The sequence below is a fragment of the Janthinobacterium sp. TB1-E2 genome (assembly GCF_036885605.1).
Classification (GTDB): domain Bacteria; phylum Pseudomonadota; class Gammaproteobacteria; order Burkholderiales; family Burkholderiaceae_D; genus Janthinobacterium; species Janthinobacterium aestuarii.
Window position 1 is genome coordinate 3,011,830 of record NZ_CP142523.1, and the last position, 22,318, is coordinate 3,034,147.

Annotated in this window: 14 protein-coding genes; 13 read left to right on the plus strand and 1 reads right to left on the minus strand. The window is 58.4% G+C overall.

The genetic code is table 11. The features are described 5' to 3' along the window. Positions 1 to 10 precede the first annotated feature (10 nt). The gene (locus OPV09_RS13565) at positions 11 to 856 is read right to left on the minus strand and encodes a M15 family metallopeptidase (RefSeq protein ID WP_072454193.1); all 846 of its coding nucleotides are present in this window, start codon (positions 854 to 856) and stop codon (positions 11 to 13) included. Between the two features lie 216 nt (positions 857 to 1,072). Between OPV09_RS13565 and OPV09_RS13570 the strand changes: the two genes are divergently transcribed. From OPV09_RS13570 to OPV09_RS13630, 13 genes are all read left to right on the plus strand, one after another. Beyond that, the gene (locus OPV09_RS13570; protein ID WP_338682113.1) at positions 1,073 to 1,843 is read left to right on the plus strand and encodes a hypothetical protein; all 771 of its coding nucleotides are present in this window, start codon (positions 1,073 to 1,075) and stop codon (positions 1,841 to 1,843) included. Next, positions 1,840 to 5,145 carry a type VI secretion system Vgr family protein gene (locus OPV09_RS13575; protein ID WP_338682115.1) on the plus strand — a complete coding sequence of 1,102 codons (3,306 nt, stop codon included), beginning with the start codon at positions 1,840 to 1,842 and terminating at the stop codon, positions 5,143 to 5,145. Before OPV09_RS13570 ends, OPV09_RS13575 begins: the two co-directional genes overlap by 4 nt. 55 nt (positions 5,146 to 5,200) lie before the next feature. Continuing rightward, a complete protein-coding gene (locus OPV09_RS13580) occupies positions 5,201 to 8,254 on the plus strand; it encodes a phospholipase (protein ID WP_338682116.1) in 3,054 nt (1,017 codons plus the stop codon). 28 nt (positions 8,255 to 8,282) lie between these two features. After that, positions 8,283 to 9,638, plus strand: a complete 1,356-nt coding sequence (locus OPV09_RS13585; RefSeq protein WP_338682117.1) for a T6SS immunity protein Tli4 family protein — start codon at positions 8,283 to 8,285, stop codon at positions 9,636 to 9,638. A 122-nt stretch (positions 9,639 to 9,760) separates the two neighbouring features. Next, positions 9,761 to 12,565, plus strand: coding sequence for a type VI secretion system Vgr family protein (locus OPV09_RS13590; protein ID WP_338682119.1), 2,805 nt, complete (start codon positions 9,761 to 9,763; stop codon positions 12,563 to 12,565). Continuing rightward, positions 12,552 to 13,475, plus strand: a complete 924-nt coding sequence (locus tag OPV09_RS13595) for a DUF4123 domain-containing protein (protein WP_338682120.1) — start codon at positions 12,552 to 12,554, stop codon at positions 13,473 to 13,475. The genes OPV09_RS13590 and OPV09_RS13595 overlap by 14 nt, the downstream gene beginning before the upstream one ends. Positions 13,476 to 13,520: 45 nt before the next feature. Continuing rightward, positions 13,521 to 16,424, plus strand: coding sequence for a T6SS effector BTH_I2691 family protein (locus OPV09_RS13600; RefSeq protein WP_072453878.1), 2,904 nt, complete (start codon positions 13,521 to 13,523; stop codon positions 16,422 to 16,424). 17 nt (positions 16,425 to 16,441) lie between these two features. Further along, positions 16,442 to 17,221, plus strand: coding sequence for a hypothetical protein (locus OPV09_RS13605; RefSeq protein ID WP_338682123.1), 780 nt, complete (start codon positions 16,442 to 16,444; stop codon positions 17,219 to 17,221). Positions 17,222 to 17,252: 31 nt separating this feature from the next. Continuing rightward, positions 17,253 to 18,044 carry a hypothetical protein gene (locus OPV09_RS13610; RefSeq protein WP_338682125.1) on the plus strand — a complete coding sequence of 264 codons (792 nt, stop codon included), beginning with the start codon at positions 17,253 to 17,255 and terminating at the stop codon, positions 18,042 to 18,044. A 124-nt stretch (positions 18,045 to 18,168) separates the two neighbouring features. After that, positions 18,169 to 18,960, plus strand: a complete 792-nt coding sequence (locus OPV09_RS13615; RefSeq protein ID WP_338682126.1) for a hypothetical protein — start codon at positions 18,169 to 18,171, stop codon at positions 18,958 to 18,960. A 52-nt stretch (positions 18,961 to 19,012) separates the two neighbouring features. Continuing rightward, on the plus strand, positions 19,013 to 19,321 hold the full coding sequence (locus OPV09_RS13620) for a hypothetical protein (RefSeq protein ID WP_338682127.1): 309 nt from the start codon (positions 19,013 to 19,015) through the stop codon (positions 19,319 to 19,321). A gap of 124 nt (positions 19,322 to 19,445) precedes the next feature. Next, positions 19,446 to 20,237 (plus strand): hypothetical protein, encoded by a 792-nt coding sequence (locus OPV09_RS13625; protein WP_338682129.1) that lies wholly within the window; start codon positions 19,446 to 19,448, stop codon positions 20,235 to 20,237. Between the two features lie 297 nt (positions 20,238 to 20,534). Further along, entirely contained in the window at positions 20,535 to 22,307 is a 1,773-nt protein-coding gene (locus tag OPV09_RS13630) for a ShlB/FhaC/HecB family hemolysin secretion/activation protein (protein WP_338682131.1), read from the plus strand. Positions 22,308 to 22,318 lie beyond the last annotated feature (11 nt).

The window sequence follows — 22,318 nt, forward strand, 5'->3', positions numbered from 1 at the left end:
GCTCCTTAAGTCATCGTTGTTTTTTCATCACACCAGGCACGCGCAGTTCCGTGTGGCCGAAATCCATCATTTTCCAGCGGCCGCCCCAGGTCATGCCGACCGATTCGGCCACTTCGCCATACAGCTGATAGCCGCGCATGGCCCATGGATCTTTTTCCGAGATCACCAGCTTGCCGTCGCGCAAAAAGGCGCAATCGGCCGCCAGGCCATACTGATGCCAGCTCTGGAACGCGGCCGCATTGGTGACATTGCTGCCCATGCCGGCCAGCATGTTTTGCCGTTCCGGACTGCGGTAACCTTCCAGGATGGCCATGTCGTAGCCATGTTTTTCCTTCATGATCTTGAACACCAGCAGCAGCCTTTGTGCGTACTCGGCATTGAGCAGCGTCCAGTTGCGGCTGGCCGATACCAGCATCGGCCGCACTTGCTGTACTTCCTCGGTGGCGAACACCAGCGGCGGCAGATCCACCGGCGGTACCAGCTGTTCGCCTTGCAGCAGGGCAGATACTTGCGTATTCATTTCGCGCGTCGACACTTCGTAGCCGCCCAATACACTCTTGCTGCCTGCCAGCAAGGCGATCGCCGGTGGCAGACACATCACCGCCGCACCGCCCAGGAACAGCAGGTAATGGCGGCGCACGAACGCCGCGCTGCCGAGCAAGGTGCTGGCGCCACCACGGCGCAGCGTGTCCAGGCCGGCGTTCCTGCGCCGGGCAAGCCGATCGAGCCGTGCCCCGATGCCTTGTTCGGCCGTCGCCAGCGCCCGCAGCAGCAGTTCGCGGCCCGATGGAAACAGCACGAGCCAGCTGATCAGGCATGCCAGTAAAAAATAGAGTGCCACCGCCAGTAGAAACACGTCCACCCCGCTTGAAAAAGGCGCCATGCATGGGCAGTGGAATGCGGCTGCGCCAGCGTTTGCGCTAATATTGCCTGTGAGTATATCTTACTAACTTGCTAATTACGGGCGCTTAGTTTCAATTGTGCGCCGGGTGCGCACTGTTGATTTCCTAACATGCGTCACGCTTTTTTTTATTGTCGTAAGGTATTGCAAATATTGACAGGAGTTAAGATTTTGCAAAGCAATGACGACAGCCCACGGCCATCGACACGGCCCAGCTTATTGACGCCAGCGCAACAGGCCGAGGCCGACCGCAGCCGTATCCTCAACCATCTCGAAGGTGGCAGGCGGCCTGCGCCCGTGCCGCATGAAGGCAGGCGCGCCAGCCGGTGGCCCATCTGGGGCGGCATGCTGGCCGGCGCTTTGTTGCTGCTGGCCACCGGCGCCTGGCTGGGGCAACACGAGGCGGCGGCGGTGGCCGAACCCGCGTTGAGCAGTACGGCACCAGCGCCGGAAACACCGGCCGTGGCCGCCGCGCCCGTCACCGCCGCTGCCAGCATCCGGGAGGAGGAACAGCAGGCGCTGCCACGGCAGAGCTTGAGCGAAATGCTGGGCGCCGACTTGCCAGTCCCAGCGCCGGCGTCCGTGCCCGGCCCCAGGGATGTGCTGAGCAAGGCGCTGGAAAGCCCGCAGAAGAGCGCGTCCAAGCCGGCGCGCGCGCCGCAGAAAAAACCGCCAGCCAAACCGCTCAAGCCCGCTGCTCCGGCCAAGCCCGCCGTCACGCCGGAACAGGAAAACGACCTGGCGCTTCTGGCCGCGCTCGTATCGCATGCCCAGGCTGGCACGCCGCCCAAAAAAGCGCCGTCCAGCCTGCAAGTCCAGTTACAGCAATGCAGCAAATTGAAACCGGCGGCCGCCGATAGCTGCCGGCAGAGGACCTGCGCCGGCCGCACCGACAAGCCGTTATGCAAGGCGGCCAGGGCTGCGGCGAAAGGCGCGCGATGAGCGCAGCGCAGCTGGAGCAGGTGGATGCCGCGTTGGGCGCGTTCTCCAGCATCATGCGCTTGTACGAGATCACGCTGGAAGGCGACGGCGCGCAGGATGCGGGCCCCTTGCTGGTGGAAGCGTTCGCCGGTGACGAACAATTGCAGACACAAGGCGCGCGCGATGTCATCGTGCTGTCGACCAGCGCCCAGCTGGCGCTGGCGCCTATGCTGGGCAAGCTGGCCACGCTGCAAGTGAGCCTGTTTGATGGCAGCCGCGCCAGCTTCAGCGGCCATGTCAGCGAGGCGGCCATGCTGGGCAGCTTCGGCGGCCTGGCGCGCTACAGGCTGCGCCTGACACCGTGGCTGTGGCGGTTGGGCCAGGTGCGTAACAGCAGAGTCTGGCAAGACAAGAGCGTGATCGAGATCGTCGAGTCCGTATTCCAGTCCTATGCTCCCGCGGCGAGGTGGCGCTGGAGCGATGACACGCGTCCGTTCATGGATGGCGCCTCGGTGCGCAGCTATTGCTGCCAGTACCGCGAATCGGACCTCGATTTCGTCGGCCGCCTGCTGACCGAAGAAGGACTGGCATGGCGCTTCGAGGAGCAGGAAGGCGGCCATTGCCTGGTGCTGTTTGCCGACAGCAGCGCCGACAGCGCGGTGCCGGAAGATGCTTCCAGCGCGGCCGGCGGCGGCATCCGCTTTCATGGCGCGCGCGCCGGCGAGCAGGGCGATACGCTGCAGGCGTTCAGCACGGCGCGTTCGCTGAACACGGCGCTGGCGACCGTGCTCAGTTATGACTACAAGGCCAAGCAGGCGGTCGCGGCCGGCGTGCCGACCCGGACGGCGGTGGGCGGCCAGCATGCGCCATTGCTGGAAAGCTACGATACGCCTGGCCAGTATTACTATGCCGACGCTGCCCAGGCCAGCCGCTACGCGCTGTTGCGGATGCAGGCGCTCGAAGCGCGCAGCGAACGTTGCGTTGCGCGCTCGACGGTGCGCACCTTGCGCGCCGGTACGCGGTTCAGGCTGACACAGGGGCCGCTGCAGGGGGCGGGCGGCGATGCGCCGGCCCCGGCTTATACGGTGCTGCGCGTCTGCAGCGTGGGCGTCAACAACTTGCCGGCACCGGCCAGGCAAGGTTTGGCTGAATTGTTCGGCCCGATTCCGGAACTGCTGCAGGAAAGCCTGGGCACGCTGAACCTCGGACCGCGCCACATCGAACACTTCGAGCAGGTGATCGCCCAAGCGGTGGCCAGCGGCTATGCCAATCATCTGGAAGCGATTCCCGCCGCCACGCCGTGGCGCCCGGTGCTCGGTGAAAACGGATTGCGCCAGCATCCGAAACCGACCGCCTGCGGCAGCCAGAGCGCCATCGTCGTGGGCGCCGATGGCCAGGACGCGGCCAGCGGCGCCGATGAGATTTATTGCGACAGGCTGGGCCGGGTGCGCATCCGCTTTCACTGGCAACAGGAAACAGGCGCGACCTGCTGGGTGCGGGTGGCGCAGCGCGCGGCTGGCGGCGGCATGGGCAGCCAGTTCCTGCCGCGCATCGGCCAGGAAGTGCTGGTGCAATTCCTGGAAAACGATATCGACCGTCCCGTCATCGTCGGCGCGCTGTACAACGGCCAGGGCGAGGGCGGTACCAAGCCGACCCCGGGCGGTGTTGGCGGCGAGTCGGGCGACGCCGGCGTGTTCCAGCCGGCACACGATCACGCGGTAGCGGGCCAGGGCAATGTGGCGGGCGGCAACAGTCCCCTGTGGCATGGCGCCGCCGGAGCCAGTGCGGCGCACCGCAATGCCAGCGCGCAATGGGGCATCCGCAGCAAGGAATTCGGCAAGGCGGGCGGCCTGGCCGGCTACAACCAGCTGCTGTTCGACGACACCGACAGCCAGGGCCGGGTACAGCTGAAAAGCAGCCATGCGGCCAGCGAACTCACTCTTGGCCACCTGATCCACGCGGCCGACAATTACCGGGGCAGCCTGCGCGGCGCCGGCGCCGAGCTGCGCACCGATGCGTATGGCGCGGTGCGGGCGGGCGCCGGGCTCCTGATTTCCAGCTACCTCGTCAACCACGTCGCGCGGGCGCGCGACCCGGCCGGCGACAATGCGCCCGGCATGGCGCTGCTCAAGCAGGCGGCCAAGCTGGGCGAGACTTTCAGCGAGGCGGCCGTCACGCATCAGGGGGTGGCCTATGCGGCGCACTTGGGGGCGACGGCGCCCGGCAGCAGTGCGCTCGATGCCAAGGCCGCGCCGTTGCCGGCATTCTTGACCAGTGCCTCGGGCATGCTGAGCCGCGACAGCGTGGACGCCGCCAGGAGCGACGCGGCCGGCAAGCCCACGGCGCCAGCCGACGACAAGCTGCCGCACAGCAGCGACGCCATCATCGCGGTGGCGGCCAAGGCTGGCCTGGGCGTGGTGGCCGGCCAGGATATGCAATTGTCGAATGGCGAAACGGCAACACTGATGAGCGGGCTCGATACGCAGTTCGCCAGCGGCGGTCAATGGCGACTGCACACGGGCCAGGCGATCGGCATGCTGGGCGGTGTCGTCAAACCGGGCGAGGGCGAGCTGGGCGTCCAGCTGGTGGCGGCCAGCCAGCCCATCGAGGTGCAGGCCCAGTCCGACGAGATCAAGGTCCAGGCGCGCGAAGAGGTCAATGTCGCCAGCGCCAACGCGCACGTCGACTGGGCGGCGGCGAAAAGCATCCGCCTGTCGACGGCGGGCGGCGCCAACATCACGATCGAGGGCGGCAACATCACGATCCAGTGCCCGGGCAAGATCACCGTGTTTGCGGGCAAGAAGAGTTTTCTGGGGCCGGCAGGACTCGGCTATCCGCTGCAGCGCCTGCCGCGCTCCGAGCTGGCGCTGCGGCCCTTGAAATTCTTGCTGCGCCTGGCCGATACGCCGGGGCTGAAAGGCCATGCACTGGCGCACACGCCGTGGAAGATCGCCCATGGCGCGCAACCCGACGGCATGGATTTCATCGACGACGACAAGCTGGTGGCGCAGGGCAAGACCGATGCATCGGGGAATATCAAGCTCAGCGATGCAGAGGAAGAAAAACTTGCCGCCGTCTATGCGAGCAATCCGGACCATACATGGATCGTGTATCCGGGCCACAGCGTGCGGCTCAACGTGGAAACCGAATCGCCCGACTGGAGCGACAAGGAAAAGCTGTTCCATGCGATGCAGGCGGCGGACTTCAGCGCCGGACGCTACGGCACCATCTTCGAGGCGGCGGCGGCACCGCAGGCGCGCTATGCGAAAGAAGCGCTGGCTTCGCTGACCCTGAAAAATATCCTGCCGAAGGTGAAAGTCTGATGGTGACGCTTTCTTTCCCGCTACGCCACGTCGGCAACAGACCGCGACATGTGTCATGACAAATAAAAATATCTCCCAACTGACGGCCGAGGACGGTACGCCGAGCGCGCCGGCCACGTCGGCGCCCGGCTGTTTCGTGCACGATGGCGAGGAACTGCCGAATTTCCCCAAGCATAAGTGGGGCAGCATCTTTTCCGAACAGCAAAAGGGCAACCGCGTCGAGTTCTATGTCACCGGCGAAGAGTATTTCACGGCCGTGGCCAAGGCCATCGAAGGGGCAAAAAAATCGATTTTCATCACCGGTTGGCAAGTCAATTTCGATGTCGAACTGACGACGACCAAGACCTTGTTCGAATGCCTGGAAACGGCCATCGCCAGCCCCGCCGCGCCGAAAGTGTACGTGATGCCGTGGCTTTCGCCCAAGGTCGGCGTCGACACGGGCGACTTCGAAACCGTGCTGGCGATCTTCCAGCTCAATGCCGGCGTCGACGGCCCCGCCAAGGCGTTCGCCTTGCCGGCGATCGCCCAGAGCGACATGGAAGGCATGCTGGGCATCGGCTTTTCCCATCACCAGAAACTGGTGGTGATCGACGATGAGCGCGCGTTTGTCGGCGGCATCGACCTTGCCTATGGCCGCCGCGACAACGGCAAGTTTGCCCTCAGCCATGGCACGCGCAAGGGCAACGAGGTGTATAACACCTGCATCCCGGCCATCGAGTCCATGAATAATGAAGCGCAAACGGCCTACCTGACGCGCGCCGAACTGCTGGCCGGCTGCATCGGCGGAAAAGTCGGTGGCGTGGCCACGTTCGCCACCTCGGCCATGGCCACGCCGGTCGCCGTCGTGCTTGACGTGGTACAGGATGCCAAGGATGGCATCGTGCGGATATCGAAGAATATGTCCGCCAAATGGCAGGCGATTGACCTGATGCCCGACTTTATCGGCAAGCTGCAGGACATACCGATTGATGTCGCGCAGGATATATCGCGCTGGGCTTACGGCCAGCTCGACAAAGGTTTGCGCGACAAGGTCGATGGCGTGCGCACCACGGGCAGCGCGCATGTGATCGACGGCGGCACGGCGCTGATGTCGTGGTTGAACGCCGGCTCGCTGAACAAGCTGCCGCCTGAATTGCGCAGCGGCACGGTCAAGCTGCTCGAGACCTTCGTGATCGGCGTCCTCACTTATCTGTCGACCTTGGCCGACGCGCGTCCCACGCGCTATGAAAACCTGAAAAAACTGCGCAAGATCATGCCGACCGGGGCCAAGACCTTCGCCGCCACGCAGCCGCGCATGCCATGGCACGACGTGCATGCGGCCATCGTCGGGCCGTCGGTGAGCGACTTGAGCCGCAACTTCATCGAGCGCTGGAATGGCATTGCCCAGCGCTATGAAAAATCGTACCAGGCCAGCATGCCGCCTGCGCTGATCAAGATGTTCCAGGCACTGGGCATGTCCGGCACGCCCAGATTGATCTTGCAGCGCATCGCCGCCGCGCCGCCGCCGAATACGCATGCGCAGCCGGGCGACGCCTGGGTGCAAGTGTTGCGTAGCGCGCCGATGAAGCTGCTTAATGACGAGCGGGCGGCGCATGCGCGCGGTAGGAAACCTGAGGCCAGGCCGGAGTGGCCTCAGAACAATTGCCTCAAGGCGATGTTGACGGCGATTAATGGGGCGCAGAAATTCATCTATATCGAGGGCCAGTTTTTCCAGTCGGAATATGGCGACGATGCGAGCAAGACCAGGCCGCTGTCCGGTCCCATGGCGGCGCTGCTCGATATCAGCAAGTCGCCGGCCTATGAAAAGTACGCGCGGCAGCTCGGCGTGTACGGCGTGCCGCCGGCGGAGATGATCGACAAGCTGATCTGGTCGCAGATCGACGATGTCAGGGCCGACATTACCGGTGGCGGCAGCGATTTCATGGCCGATCTGTTCAATGTGATGAGCAACTATGCCGATATCACCTCGACGCGCATGATGGGCAAGGAAGAGTCGGGCATCCTCAATCCGATCGGCTTGGCATTGTCGCAGCGCATCGAGCGCGCCATCAACGATGGCTTGCCCTTCCATGTCTACATGGTGCTGCCGGTACACCCTGAAGGCACGCTCGACACCCTCAATATCATGACGCAGCTGCATTTGACGATGCAGTCGCTGGTGTTTGGAAAGGATAGCCTGGTCAACCGGATCCGGCGTGCCATCCTCGTGCGGGATTTGCGCAAGAGCAAAAAACTCGGAGCGGAAGAGGCCAGGAAAACCGTTGCCGGCTACGCGCCGGACCGGCTGGCCGAACTGGCCGGTGACAAGTGGACCAGCTACCTGACCTTGCTCAACCTGCGTTCCTGGGAAACCCTGGACAAGCGTCACGTGACGGAGCAGATTTATGTGCACTCCAAATTGCTGATCGCCGACGACCGGGTGGCAATCCTGGGCAGCGCCAATATCAACGACCGCAGCCAGCTTGGCGGGCGCGATTCGGAACTGGCGGTCGTCGTCAGGGATGACAACCAGACCGATGTCGAGCTTGATGGTGTCGATAGCGACAAGGTCAGCGTCAACGTGCATGACTTGCGGGTGCGCCTGTGGAAAAAACTGTTCGGCCTGACCGATGGCGCCACCCCGGCCAAGGACCTGATCAAGCACCTGTTGCGTCCGGCGGCCCCGGACACTTGGGAGGCGATTCAAAAAGTGGCGCTTGCCAATGCGGAAGCGTATGCCAAGGCCTTCGCTTTCCTGGCGCGGCCAAGCGGCAAGCCCAGCTCGATCTGGCCCACCTGGAATGCCAGGACGCGCAGTCTGGAGCACCACATGCCGTTCCACGAGCGCTTTTGGCGCGATGCCGATATCTTGCGCGACAAATCGCATTCCTGGGAGGCGCAAACGCGCGCGCCCGAATCGGCGCCCGTTGGCGTGCAGGGTTTTATCGTGGCCTTGCCGGTTACCTGGACGGCAGGCGAAAACAATATATCTGGCATGAATCTGACCCTGCTGGCCCATCAGGAGAAGAAACGGCTGCACGATGTCGACCATCCATTGCCGCAAGAAACCTACGCCCACGTTGAATCAGGCAAACGCCCGCCAACCGGCCAGAGCGAAAGCGCGGCCTGAAGAATAGTGTATTTTTTGATTGCTACCCATGATGATAGTTCGTTTTCCGCGTAGTGCCGTACGCCATCTCGCCGCTCTCCTGCTGTTTGCAGGCGCGCATGGCGACGGCATGGGCGCTGAGCAGGCCGATCCGGCGGCGCCGTCGCGCAAGCCGACGGCGCAGGAACTGATGCAAGCGACCGCATCCGGTTACGTGACGCCGGCCGGCACGGCGCGCGAATGCCTGGGGCGGCTGGTGTTCGACGTGCATGCGCCGGTGCAATGGCCGACCCGCTACAAGGACGCTTCCGACACGGGTATCTTTTACCGCTCTTTCAGCGAGGAAGTATTTCACCAAGGTGATGAGATACAGGTTGGAAATGTCCGCATCGGCGTGCTGGGGCCGCTAGGCAAGGAAGACCTGGCCGCCTTGCGGGAAGCCATGCCGCAAGCGAGGATCGACAGGCTGCAGGCGCTGCTCAAGGACGATGAGGCGGAACTGGCCCAATTGAAAGGCCAGCCCGCCAACGCCAGGACCCGTCAGGCGAGCTATCTGGCGCAAAAGTCGGTTACCGGCAGGCAGGCGCAGATCAAGGAACTGCAAAGTAACTATCAGGCATTTGATTCCGGCCTGCCCGGCAGTGAAGGCTACCGCAACAGCGAAGGGTCGGGAACGGTCAACCCCATGCGCTACTCCATCTATCGCAGCCACCTGAAGCGCGGCGATTATGTCTACGTGTTTGAATCCACGCAAGAAATACGCGACAAGGATAGCGAGGCAGCGCATGGCCAGCAGTTCATCCGCTTCCTGAAAAGCTTCCGCCCGCGCGCCGCCAACGAAGTGCCGAAAGACTTGGGCCTGTGCATTCCGCATGGCTTTATCGCTGACGATGGCAAGACGGTCAGCGCCATCAAGCAGTCCTTGCGCTGGCCCGACGCGCCCGGCGTGTTGTACACGATCAGCACCGGCAATGTCGATCCGCGCGCCTTGAAAGTGCCGCTGGCCCAGGCGGCCGCCACCGGCGGCATCGGCAAGTTCGGCAGCCGTGGCGAGCAGGAAGCCCAGCCTTTCATTGTCGAACGCATCGCGCCCCGTAGCGCCCGCATCGGCGCGCTGACGGCGCAGCAGGGCGGCGTGGCGCTGAAAGTGAGCCGGCCCGGCAGCATGCCGTTTGAAACCTATACGGTATTTACCGGTTACGCGGGATGGCTGGGTACGGCAGTGCTGCCCTACATCCTGATCGAACTTAACAGCCGCAGCATGGAGCAGGCGCCGGAACTGAAGCAGAATCCGCCGCCGTTCAAGACCAGCTACACGCGCCTGGAAACCTTGTTGAAGAGTACACATTTGCGGCCCACGGAACCGGCCATGCCGGAGCTGCGCGGTCTTAACGGCTCGCAATGATTGCCGCAGTCCGGATTTCAATCGAAACACTCTTGCTATAACGAAATTTCTAGGGTGTAATGGCTTTGATAAAAGTGCTTATTTACTAATTTTATGCGGTAAGCCGCGTGATGGAGTTCCGGATGTCCATGTCCTTGCCCGCCAGTTTCACGCAAGCCAGCAGATTGTTACAGCTGACCACGCCCCTCGGCGCTGACCGCCTGCTGGCCGAATGCGTGCGCGGCGAGGAGGGCTTGAGCACGGGCTTCGTGTTCCAGATCGCGGCCCTGTCGACGGACGCCGCCATTTCCTTGCGTACCCTGATCGGCCAGCCGGCCCTGCTGCAATTGCTGACCGCGACCAGCGCCGACGCGCTGCGCCCGTTCCACGGCCACATCACCGCCGTTGAGCTGGTTGGCGCGAATGGCGGCATGGCGCGCTATCAGTTGACACTGGAACCGTGGAGCACGTTTCTTGCCCACGGCCGCGACAGCCGCGTGTTCCAGGACATGACGGTATTCGACATCCTCGACGCGCTGTTTGCCGCTTATCAGGCGCAAGGCAAGCTGGCGCCGGCCTGGCGTTTCGATATTCTCGACCGAGCGGCATACCCGAAACGCAGCCTGAGCACCCAATACCAGGAAAGCGACTGGGCCTACGCGCAGCGCCTGATGCACGAGGAAGGCCTGTTTTATTACTATGAGCATAGCGGCGATCCGGGCAGCCCCAGCCTGGGCAGCCACTGCCTGGTGATCGCGGACCATAACGGCGCGTTCAAGCCGAATGCCCAGAGCAGCATCGATTTCACGCAGCCGGGTGCCGTGATGAAGGTCGACAGCATCGACCGCTGGCGCACCGAATTGCGCCAGCAGACCAATGCCATCGCCATCGGCAGCTGGGATTACCGCTCGCTCGACCAGCGTGTCGCCAGCGCGACGGGTGAGGCGCAGCAGGTGGAGCTGCTCAGCCGCGACGCGCCCGGGGCCTATGCCTACGCCTCGCGTGAGCAGGGCCAGCGTATCGCGCGCAACCAGTTGCAGGCGCTTGAAGCGGGCAAGGAAGTCCATGTGGCGGCCGGTACCGTGCGTACCTTGTCGCCGGGCACCACGTTCAGCTTGCAGGGACAGCCGGTGTTCGACCAGGGTAGCGACGACGCACGCAACTTCCTGGTCGTGCGCACGGTGCACCTGATGCACAACAACCTGAGCGCGGATCTGCAATCGTCTGTTGTGCAAACGCTCAAGACGGGCTTGCTCGATGCGGCCATCCGCAAGGAGCAAGCGGGCAGCCTGCACCGCATGCCCGCGCTGCTGGGCGCCATTGCCGAGCGGCCCCTGTACCGCAACCGCATCGATGCCATCCGCAGCAACATTCCTTATCGCGCCAGCGGCAAGGACCAGCATGGCCGGCTGCTGCATCCGCGCCCGACCGTGCATGGCCAGCAGACGGCCGTCGTGGTGGGCCCGGCCGGCGCCGCGATTTACACCGACCGCGACCACCGCATCAAGGTGCAATTTCACTGGCAGCGCGGCGTCACGAGCCACAGCCGCCTCGACCATCCGCAAGGCGGCAAGCATACTGGTGCGCCTGGCGATGACAGTGCCGGCACCTGGGTGCGCGTGGCCTCCACCATAGCGCCGGTGGCGGGCGCCAACTGGGGTGGCCATGCCTTGCCGCGCATCGGCCAGGAAGTATTGATTGATTTCCTGGAAGGCAATATCGACCGGCCGCTCGTGATCGGTGCCGTCTACAACGGCCAGGGCACGGCCGATGCCCAGAATAATCGCGTGTCCCATGGCGCCGGGCCCGCCACCGGCAATGCACCGGCCTGGTTTCCCGGTGAGGCGGGCGCGCATGCTCACCCGGCCGCGTTGTCCGGCATCAAGAGCCAGGCCATGCAGGCCAGCCAGCAGGGCGGCGCGGCGTACAGCCAGCTCGTGTTCGACGACAGTCCGGGTCAGCCGCGCGTGGCCCTGCAGCGCCATGCCGGCGCGCACCAGGGTACTGCCGAGCTGAACCTCGGGCACTTGCGCCATCAGACCGACAACCAGCGGCTGGCCGCCGCCGGCTTCGGCGCCGAACTGAAAACCGAGCACAGCGCCGCGCTGCGTGCGGGGCAGGGGCTGCTGCTGTCGACCGACGGGCGTACCAACGCCAGCGGCACACAGATGGATACGAAGGAAGCCACGGCCCAGATCGAACAGAGCCTGGCCTTGCTGACTTCGCTTGCCGAGACGGCGCAAAAGCACAAGGCTGTGTTAGGCGGTGGGCAAGGCCAGGCCGAAACGGCGCCCGATACCTTGCCTGCACTGAAACAATTGGCGAACAGCATCGACATGCTCAAGGGCACGACGGGCACAGGCGACGGCCAGGCAACGGCCTACGGGGCGCCCCAGTTGCAATTGTCCAGTCCGGCCGGCATCGCCGCCACCACGCCGCTCAATGCGCTTTTCGCCGCCGGCAATACGAGCAGCATCGCGGCAGGGCAGGACATCAATTTCGGCGCGCAAGGCAACCATTTTCATGCGATCAGTTCCGGCATCAGCCTGTTCACCTATGGCAAGGCCAGCAAAGCCGATAAACCCAACCAGGAAACCGGCATCCGCCTGCACGCCGCCAGCGGCAAGGTCAGCAGCCAGAGCCAGTCCGATGAAACAAAATTAACCGCAGACAAGGCCGTGACCGTGGCCAGTGTCAGCAAAAGCGTCAATATCAGCGGCAAGCAGCATGTGCTGATGACAGTGCAGGGCGCCTATATCAAGCTCGAGGGTGGCAATATCGAAATCCATGGACCCGGCAAGATGGAATTCAAGGCCGGCATGAAGGAGTTCACGGGGCCGGCCAGTGCCAGCCCTGTACCCCTGGCCTTGCCAATGGGACAATTGAAAGGCTGTGCGCTGAAACTTCTCGATGCCACGATGGCGGGAGCGGCCAGTGTCAAACGATAATTCACCGTCGCCAACCGTATCGGCGGTGCGCGCCGATGAAGTGCTGTACAACGTGGCCCGCGACTATGACAGGACCGTCGTCCTGATCGACCAGTTCATCGACAATCCCCTGCGCGAGGCGATCGAAGCCCTGTCGCCGCCCGCGGCCAGCGTGCTGCTCGATGACCCGATCTTCGAGGATGACTTGCAACGCGCGCCGATGCTGCTCGAACTGTCAAACCGCCGGCCCGAGCACTACGCGCTGGTCGAACAGAGCCTGAAGCTGGCGCTGGAGCAGCAAGCCGAAGCCGGCGCGGTACCCCGGATCTGTGCCTGGCTGTTTGGCCAGGCGACCCTGGAGCGCTTGCGCAGCGCCATGCTGGCGCGCCTGAATGTGCGCTATCCGTCCGGCGACGCCGTCTACCTGCGCTATTTTGACCCGCGCGTCATGCCGCATCTGGCAAGAGTGTTGCCCCCGTCTAGCGTGGCAGGCCCAGGGGGGGGCAGCAGTTTTTCCGATCTGCTCGGTCCTGTTGAAAAATGGTGCCAGCTCGACCGCGATGGGCAGCTGATCCAGCATGGCCATGCGCAGCCGGAGTCGGCGCTACAAGACATTCCCCTGCGTATCGATGAGCCGACCATGCAGGCGATGGAGCGCATCGAGCAGATCAACCTGGTGGTGCGCATCCTGCGCGCAAGGCAAACGGCAATCGGGCCTGGCATCGATGCGCAAATCGACCACCATCTTGTCCACAGCGCAAGTGCGGGCCTGGAGCAGGCTGACGATCAGATCGCCTATGCCTGGCGCGCCGTTGAATACGGCCAGGCCTTCACCTTGCACCCCGCCCTCGGGGAACTGATGCGGATGGCAGCGACGCAAGGCTTGCCGCTGGACATAGTATTGAAAGCCCGTCTGCATTCCCTGGACTGATGCCCAGCAGGATGGCCGCGTGCCGCACACCTAACAGGAAGAGCGATGAAAGACTGTAAATTCTGCGATAAAAACGGCTTGTTCATCTTGCCCTTGCGCTATGCGGCAGTGGTGGGCGAGGGGGCGGCCGGCAGCGTGCCCGCGCTGCCAGGCAAGCTGGGCGACAAGGTCAAGCACATCAAACTGGAAAACGCCAGCTATGCGCCGCGCCTGCTGCGCTCCGGCTTCCTGTACGTGCTGATCAAGCGGTCGGGATTGCTGTATTGGGAGGGCTATTTTGCCGACGACGACGCCTTTCTGTCGAAGTTCCCCGTCGATACACCGCCCTCGGCGGCCGTGACTTTCTCCTGCGACCGCACCACCTGCGGCATCAATGCCAGCCTGATCGCGATCGACAAGATCGAGTTTGTCGAAAAAATTTATCTGCTGTTTACGCCGACTGCCATGACGACAGATCGGCTGGACGCCTATGCGGCCAATGCCGACGCCAGGGTTGGAACTGGACAGATGCAGGTATTCCTGCCGAAGGAATGGGCGGCAGGCAGTACCGAACAGCCGCACAGCCTGAAGCCAGAAGAGCTGGGCAAATACGTGCCGGAATCGATACTGGCCAGGCAGTACCAAAATGCCAGCAAAAGCCAGCTGGGCAAGAATATCATGGGGCAATTGTACCGGGGGACTGCCGATGCGTTTCGCGGCATGTCCAACATGCCCTCGGCGACGCCGGGCGGGCGAATTGGAAAATTGGAAGAAAAGATGGTGGCTGGCAAAGCCGCCGCTTTTGTCGTGTTCGATCCCATTGGCATTACGCAGGAATTGAATGATTATCGCAATGCTGCCATGCAACCGCTGGAAGATTTCCTGAAGCGTGAAGACAAGGACAAGATCAGCAATCAGCGCAAATTGGAGGTCATGGTTGCGATCGAGGACGTCAAGGATGCCGCCATCAAATACGGGGTAGAAATCCGCAAGAAAAACCTTGCCGACCTCGATGCGATCCGCTTGCCGAATCTCGATCAGGATAATGCGCAGATGCTGCGGAAACTGAACCGCGTCAAGGAAGCGGAAATTATCGAGGAGCGCATCAGGAAAAATGAAGAAGCGCGTGAGAATCGGCGCGAGCATATTTTGGCGACCAGCGAGCAAAACGAGCGAGAGAAATTCACCGGCAAATATGAATCATTGATATCGGTCGATGAGATCGATTTGCTCAAGAAAACGCTGGAGAACTTGTCCAACAAAGCTGATGTGGAAACGAAAAAGAGAAATGCGAACCATCTCAAGTGGGTCACCTCTGCGGAACTGGTCGATGCTTTCGACTCCTACGACGAGCAGAACCTGGGCAGTGGTTTTTGCTTCACCCTCGAACATTCCTTGTGCACGTTCGGCATGTTTGCCCATAAAGACAATTTGCCCATTCTGAAAAGTTGGATGGATGTGAAAGCGGTGGAGCGTAAAAACTTGTACATGCGCGCAAATTTCTACAATTTCAAATCGCTGTACGACGAAGCAAAAAAAGCTTTTCAGGAAGCAAAAGACCAGGTCGAGGCGGCTGGTGATATTTCAAAGGTGCAAGGTGCACCTTGGTTGAAAGCTTGCAAGGGACTGGTCGATTCCTTCAAGAAGATCGATTCCGCCTGGGATGAGTGGTTGCGAGATAAAAACATCATCGATATCCATACCGGCAAAACCAAGCCGGACCCGGCCAATAGAATACACAGCCTTTCCAAATATCATCGTAGCGTGGAGGGCATGGTCTACGCACGGATATCGGAATGGACCCAGGCCATGTCCAGCAAGAGCAGCCGGCTGGACAAGGCAATTTCCAGCGTCGTCGGTGCATTGCTTTACTCCAAACTCGCTGATCTGGCCGAGAAAATTGGCTTCGAAGAGTTGATGAATCCGCTGAAGGACAAGATCGCCGGGGAACTGAAGGAAAAGGCGAAAAAGTATGCCGATACCCTGAGGACAGAAAGCGAGAAAAACAAGCTGGAGCAGGGCATCGACAGGAAAGCAGCACGCATGGCGCGCGCGGAAGCGACCAAAATTGCCCAGGCTGATGCGGCAAAGGTGGAAGGGAGCATCGAAAAGCTGATCGAGGATGAACAGCTAAAAGTCAAAAACAAGATCAAGCTGGCGCTGGACGATATCGACAAGGGAAAACGGCCCGAAACCAACAATTTTCGTCATGCCCGGATCGGTGTTGTTTTGATGTCGATCGAAGGTATTTCCTTGACGACCAAACTCCCGCATTTTGCGGATTCCCCACGCATCAAGGCGGAAATTACGGCGTCTATCCTCTCGCTGAGCAGCATGTCATTCGATCTCGTCTATGCGGTGGCAAAATCAATCAGGGAAATTAGCCCTTACAAAAATATTGTAGGTATTAAAGATGCTGCGGATGTGATCCGCGGTGGGCTGAAAATGACGGCAGGAACACTCGGAGCCAGTGCTGGTGCGATTGCATCTTGCCTTGACATGCTTTCTGCTTTTGATGAATACAACAAAGAGCGTGTGAACTGGATTCTGTTTGGGATTTACACGGGACGTGCGATTATGGGCCTGTTCAATACTGGCCTGGGCCTGATCGCTGCATTCTCTTACGCGGCACCACTGCTTTGGCGAATGGCCGGTTCCACTCTCATGAGTAATTCGGTGCTGGCGCTGAGAATGACGCATTTCTTTGCTGAATCGGCAACCCTGGCAGCCAGACTGGGGCTGGAACGTACCCTGTGGTTGATCAGACTTGCACGTTTTAATCTCATCGGCGTAGCCGTTACGGTGGTCGAGGTTGGATATCGTGTGTGGATCATGGATGACGCTTTGGAGAATTGGTTTCAAGCCTGCACCTTCAGAAAGAGCAGGGGGTGGTTCAGTGAAAAACCTTATGACACGGTCGAGAAGGAACTGCTGGAACTGCAAAAGGCGTTCAAGGCAATTCAATCCTAAATAGCTGGAGTTGATTAATGAGTAACAACAGATTTTCTGACGAAGTTTTGTTCAGTGTAGACGGTGTATTGACGGAGCTGCATATATCGGCAACGACCGTTAATTTATTGAAAGAAATTGAGACCAAGCTGGCGGGGAAAAACCTTGCAGGCGGGCTTGCCGCCGCCGCCAATGGCATGTATGGCGCCTTGGCCAACTCCGCCATGTTGAGCTTGTACGATGGCGAAGACATGTTTAATTTTGCCGCCCTGGTCAACGGTAAGGTGGTGTGTGGCGTCTTCGACAAGGCCAACAAACTCAAGAATGGTGATGTCGTGAAACTCGTGGTGTCGGAACGAGGAGAGGTGCTGCACGTGCACAGCTTGCTGCGCATCGAGGACAGCCTGTTGTTGATGCCCTTGAACGTCTACTGTGGAGAACGGGCTTTTTTCAAAGGCTGCATGAGAGTGGCATGGCGGTTTACCTTGTTCGCCTGGCTGGTCATGTTTGCCGGCTTTTTTTACAGCGTCGACATTTCAATGGATGATCTGGTAAAGCCGTTGATAGCAAGTAGCATCATGCTCCTGCTGCCTGTGTTGATCCTGTTTCCATTTGAATACTGGACCTACAAGTCCATGCGCTATTACTCCCTATATGCATCAGCCATATTCACCGCCTATGGTTTCCCCCTGCCGGACGATCTGGATATTCGCAGTGGCATGATTTTATATAAGGACGCAGCTTATGGTTTTGGCGCGATCAATTGTGAAATTGCCCTTCAAAAGCATCGAGATAAATACAAGTTGAATCATGCCTGACTTCCCATTGACGAAAAATTAGATAAATTTAATGGGTGATAAAAATTGCTTCGAAGAGATTTCAAGTGAGTGGTATTTTATTCTGGAAGGGGAAATCACAGAGTTTCAGACTGCTGCAGCAACTATAAACTTACTCAGGAAAATAGAAAAAAATATTGAGGAGAAAAACCTTGCAGGTGGCGTCGCAGCGGCCATCAATGGCATGCCTGGAACATTGGCAACGTCAGCCATGCTAAGTTTTTACGATGGCGAAGATATGCATACTTTTGCCGGGCTGGTCAATGGCGAAGTAGTCTGTGGTGTTTTTGATGATGCGGACAAGATCAGGGATGGCGATGTCGTCAAATTGGTCGTGGCAAGAAGGGGTGATGTCCTGCACGTACACAGCCTTCTTCGTATAGAGGATAGCCTCTTACTGATGCCTCTGAATGCTTATTGCGGACAACGCGCTTTTTTATGGAATTGCATGAGATTTGCAAGAAACATGACGTTATTTGTTTGGGTTGTTTTATTTTCTGGATTTTTTTTATTGATCGATGTATCAATGGAAAAGAAAGAAAATTTAATTACAGCATTTGGCGCAATATTTTTGATACCTCCGTTGTTTTGTTTTCCTTTCGAATACTGGACATATAAGAGTATGCGTGGTTATTCAGTTTGCGCTGAGAAAATTTTCCTCGCTTATGGTTTCCCAAAGCCAGATGTATTTGATGCTCGCAGAGGGATTACTTTTTTCGAAAATAATGGAAATGGATTTTTTGCGACGAATTGTGAGCTGGCTCTGAAAAAACACAGGTTGAAGCATAAGATTCCACCTGCTTGATAAATATGCAACTTTATGAAAAGAAGAGGGGGCTAGCGAATAGTTGTTTGATTCTGGTGAAAAAATCGATGGAGTTACATAAAGCATTAAAGGTGGCTCAAGCATAACTGTTAGGAAGCGCATCATGGCCGAAGAGAATATTGAAAAAACATCTTCCGAAGGGGATTTTTTTACAGTGGAAGGAAAGCTCACGGAATTCCATATGGCTGCAACAAATGTGAATTTACTTGACGAAATCGAAAGCAGCCTTGCGGAAAAAAATTTGGCAGGTGGCGTTGCCGCCCTCATCAACGGCATACCAGGGGCATTGGCAAATGCCGCCATGCTGAGTTTTTACGATGGCGAAGATATGTACAATTTTGCCGGAATGGTCAACGGAAAAGTAGTGTGTGGTGTTTTTAGAGACGCTGATAAAATCAAGGATGGCGATATCGTCAAATTGGTGGTGACACAGAGAAATGACGTGCTGTACGTGCACAGTTTGCTCCGTATTGACGATAGTTTGTTGCTGATGCCATTGAATACCTATTGCGGAAAGCGAGCTTTTTTCTGGAGTTGCATGAAGTTTGCGCGGAATATGATACTGTTTATGTGGGTTATGGCTTTTGCTGCCTTTTTTTCATATGTTGATATATCAGTTGAAAAAAAAGAATATTTAATTGTGGCATGTGGAATTATATTCCTGGCTCCTTTGGTTTTTTGGTTTCCTTTCGAATATTGGAGCTTCAGAACCATGCGTGATTATTCGATATGTGCGACAGAAATTTTCGCTGCCCATGGTTTTCCAAGGCCTAGTGACTTTGATATGCGAATGGGTGCTACTTTATTTAAAAATCAAAGCCATGGCTTTATTGGATATAGTTGTGAGTTGGCTTTGAAGAAACACCGGTTGAAATATAATATTCAATCTTCCTGATAATTTTTTTTAATTTTGAAGTTCGATCTCAGTTACTCTCTGCACGGAATTGATGGGTTATTGGAAATATATTATTGGTATCAATGGAAAAAAAGAAAATTTAATTACAGCATTTGGCGCGATATTGTTGATGCCTCCGTTGTTTTGTTTTCCTTTCGAATACTGGACATATAAGAGCATACGTGATTATTCTGTATGCGCTGAGAAAATTTTCCTCGCTTATGGTTTCCCAAAGTCAGATGTATTTGATGCTCGCAAAGGGATTACTTTTTTCGAAAATAATGGAAATGTATTTTTTGCAACGAATTGTGAGCTGGCTCTGAAAAAACACAGGTTGAAGCACAAGATTCCATCTGCCTGATAAATATGCGACTTGAGGAAAAGAAGTGGGAGCTAGCGAATAGCTGTTTGATTCTGGTGAAAAAATTGATGGAGCTGCATAAGGCATTAAAGGCGGTTCAAGCATAATTGTTAGGAAGCGAATCATGGCCGAAGAGAATATTGAAAATACATCTTCCGAAGGGGATTTTTTTACAGTGGAGGGAAAGCTCACGGAATTCCATATGGCTGCAACAAATGTGAATTTACTTGATGAAATCGAAAGCAGCTTTGTGGAAAAAAATCTGGCTGGTGGCGTTGCAGCCGTGATCAACGGCATGCCAGGAGCCTTGACAAATGCCGCCATGCTGAGTTTTTACGATGGCGAAGATATGTACAATTTTGCCGGAATGGTCAACGGAAAAGTAGTGTGTGGCGTTTTTAGAGACGCTGACAAGATCAAGGATGGCGATATCGTCAAATTAGTGGTGACACAGAAAGAGGATGTGCTGTACGTACACAGTTTGCTGCGCATCGACGATAGCTTTTTTATGATGCCATTGAATGCTTATTGCGGAGAGCGTGCTTTTTTCTGGAGTTGCATGAAATTTGCAAGGAACATGACATTCGCTGTTTGGATAATTCTTTCACTTATGCTTCTTTTTTCTATCGATGTATCGTTAGAAAAAAAAGAGCATTTAATTACGATGTTTGGCATCATATTTCTGATTCCGCTAATTTTTTGTTTTCCTTTTGAGTATTGGAGCTTTAGAACCATGCGTGACTATGCGGTCTATGCGACAGAAATTTTCGCTGTCCATGGTTTTCCAAGGCCAAATGACTTTGATATGCGCGAAGGCGTTACTTTATTCAAGGATCACAGCTATGGTTTTATTGGGTATAGTTGTGAATTGGCATTGAAGAAGCATAGGTCGAAATACAAAATTCAGTCTGCTTGATAATTTCAAAAATAAATTTCCCGTTCAGAAAATATCTAGCTTGGCAGTGATCGTCCAGGCTGCTGCAGGCACGCTAGGTGCTGTTCCAGCGTACAGGCAGCGACAAGTGACGGAGATCTTGTCGCAGGCTTCAGCATGATCTTGGGTGCTCAAGACGATATCTTTGATTACTAGTGGTAATTGGATAGATGAAAAGTAGTTACCAAAGAGGTAAAGTTCTCAAGAAATAAATAAAGTTGCCCGGTAGAAATAATTAATTTATAATTTCCTTACGTAAATAATTATTTAAGGCAACATATGCACCTGCGCTTGACGCCATGGTGCGGTGTATTTTTGTTTAGCGGCACCCTGTGTGCCGCCGTGTCCGCGCAGACCCGTCCCGAAATCGCGCCGCCCCTTCCCACCACGCCTGGCAGCAGCCAGCGCGACGATGCCAGCCAAGAATTGATACGCCAGCAAGAGCGCGAGCGCGTCCTGCGCCAGCAGCAGGAACGCAATCCCGACGTGCGCCTGCTCGATGCGCCTGCCGCGGTGTCAGCAAACCGCTTGCCGACGGGCGAATCGCCGTGTTTTACGATTGACCATCTTGTGTTGCGCGGCGAGGATGCGGCGCAGTTTCAGTTGGCATTGAACGCCACCAACCGCGACGACCTGGGCGCGCTGGATTCTCCGCTGGGCCGTTGCCTGGGCACGCAGGCCATCAATGTACTGATGGGCCGCATGCAGAACGCCATCATCGCGCGCGGCTACGTCACCACGCGCGTGCTGGCCGAGCCGCAGGACTTGAGCAAGGGTAGTTTGGCCTTGAGCGTGATACCGGGGCGTATCCGCCAGATCGGTTTTGCGCCCGGCACGAATCCCCGGGCCACTTGGTGGAATGCCGTGCCGGCGCGGCCCGGCGACTTGCTCAACGTGCGCGATACGGAGCAGGCGCTGGAGAACTTCAAGCGCGTGCCGACGGCCGAGGCCGATATCCAGATCATGCCGGCCGAGGGCGGCAACGCCAAGCCGGGCGAGAGCGACCTGCAGATCCAGTGGAAGCAGGGCTTGCCGTTTCGGCTGGCGCTGGGCCTCGATGATGGCGGTTCGCGCTCGACAGGCAAGCTGCAGGGCAGCGTGACCCTGTCGTACGACCACTGGTTGACCCTGAACGACCTGTTTTACCTGAGCCTGAACCAGAACGTCGACGGTGACCGCAACGGTCCGCGCGGCACGGGCGGCATGGTGGCCCACTATTCGATTCCCTACGCTTACTGGCTGTTGGCCTTCACGGCCAGCGACAGCCATTACCACCAGTCCGTGGCCGGCATCAATCAAGACTACAACTACAGCGGCGCCAGCCAGAACAAGGAAGTGAAACTCTCGCGCATGGTGTACCGCGATGCGTCGCGCAAGACGACGGTGTCCTTGCGTGGCTGGCAACGCGCCGCGCAGAATTTCATCGACGACACGGAAGTGGAAGTGCAGCGCCGCCGCATGGCGGGCTGGGAACTGGGTATCGGTCATCGCGAATTCATGGGACAGGCCACCTTGGACTTGAACCTGCAATACCGGCGCGGCACGGGCGCGATGCATGCGATGGCGGCGCCCGAGGAAGCATTTGGCGAGGGCACGTCGCGTTTCAAACTCATCCTGGCCGACGCGGCCCTGTCCGCGCCGTTCAAGCTGGCTGGCCAGCCGCTGCGCTACGCGGGCAGCTGGCGCATGCAGCACAACCGCACGCCGCTGGTGCCGCAAGACCGCTTTGCCATCGGCGGGCGCTACACGGTACGTGGCTACGACGGCGAAAGCAGCTTGTCCGCCGAGCGCGGCTGGCTGCTGCGCAATGAGCTCGGCGTGCCGCTGGGCAGCAGCGGCCAGGAAGCGTATGCCGGGCTGGACCACGGCGAAGTGTCGGGGCCATCCGCCGAATGGCTGATTGCGCGGCGCCTGACGGGCTGCTTCGTCGGTTTGCGCGGCCAGTGGCTGGGCGTGCAGTACGACGCCTTTGTCGGCTGGCCCGTGCGCAAACCCGAGCTGTTCCGTACGGCCAGCCATACGGCCGGCTTCAGCCTGAACGCCAGTTACTAAGACGCCGCCAT

Coding starts and splice junctions, on each gene's coding strand:
- OPV09_RS13575 (WP_338682115.1), top strand. CDS start 1,840: ATGAGCGCAGCGCAGCTGGAGCAGGTGGATGCCGCGTTGGGCGCGTTC.
- OPV09_RS13580 (WP_338682116.1), top strand. CDS start 5,201: ATGACAAATAAAAATATCTCCCAACTGACGGCCGAGGACGGTACGCCG.
- OPV09_RS13585 (WP_338682117.1), top strand. CDS start 8,283: ATGATGATAGTTCGTTTTCCGCGTAGTGCCGTACGCCATCTCGCCGCT.
- OPV09_RS13590 (WP_338682119.1), top strand. CDS start 9,761: ATGTCCATGTCCTTGCCCGCCAGTTTCACGCAAGCCAGCAGATTGTTA.
- OPV09_RS13600 (WP_072453878.1), top strand. CDS start 13,521: ATGAAAGACTGTAAATTCTGCGATAAAAACGGCTTGTTCATCTTGCCC.
- OPV09_RS13605 (WP_338682123.1), top strand. CDS start 16,442: ATGAGTAACAACAGATTTTCTGACGAAGTTTTGTTCAGTGTAGACGGT.
- OPV09_RS13610 (WP_338682125.1), top strand. CDS start 17,253: ATGGGTGATAAAAATTGCTTCGAAGAGATTTCAAGTGAGTGGTATTTT.
- OPV09_RS13615 (WP_338682126.1), top strand. CDS start 18,169: ATGGCCGAAGAGAATATTGAAAAAACATCTTCCGAAGGGGATTTTTTT.
- OPV09_RS13620 (WP_338682127.1), top strand. CDS start 19,013: ATGGGTTATTGGAAATATATTATTGGTATCAATGGAAAAAAAGAAAAT.
- OPV09_RS13625 (WP_338682129.1), top strand. CDS start 19,446: ATGGCCGAAGAGAATATTGAAAATACATCTTCCGAAGGGGATTTTTTT.
- OPV09_RS13630 (WP_338682131.1), top strand. CDS start 20,535: ATGCACCTGCGCTTGACGCCATGGTGCGGTGTATTTTTGTTTAGCGGC.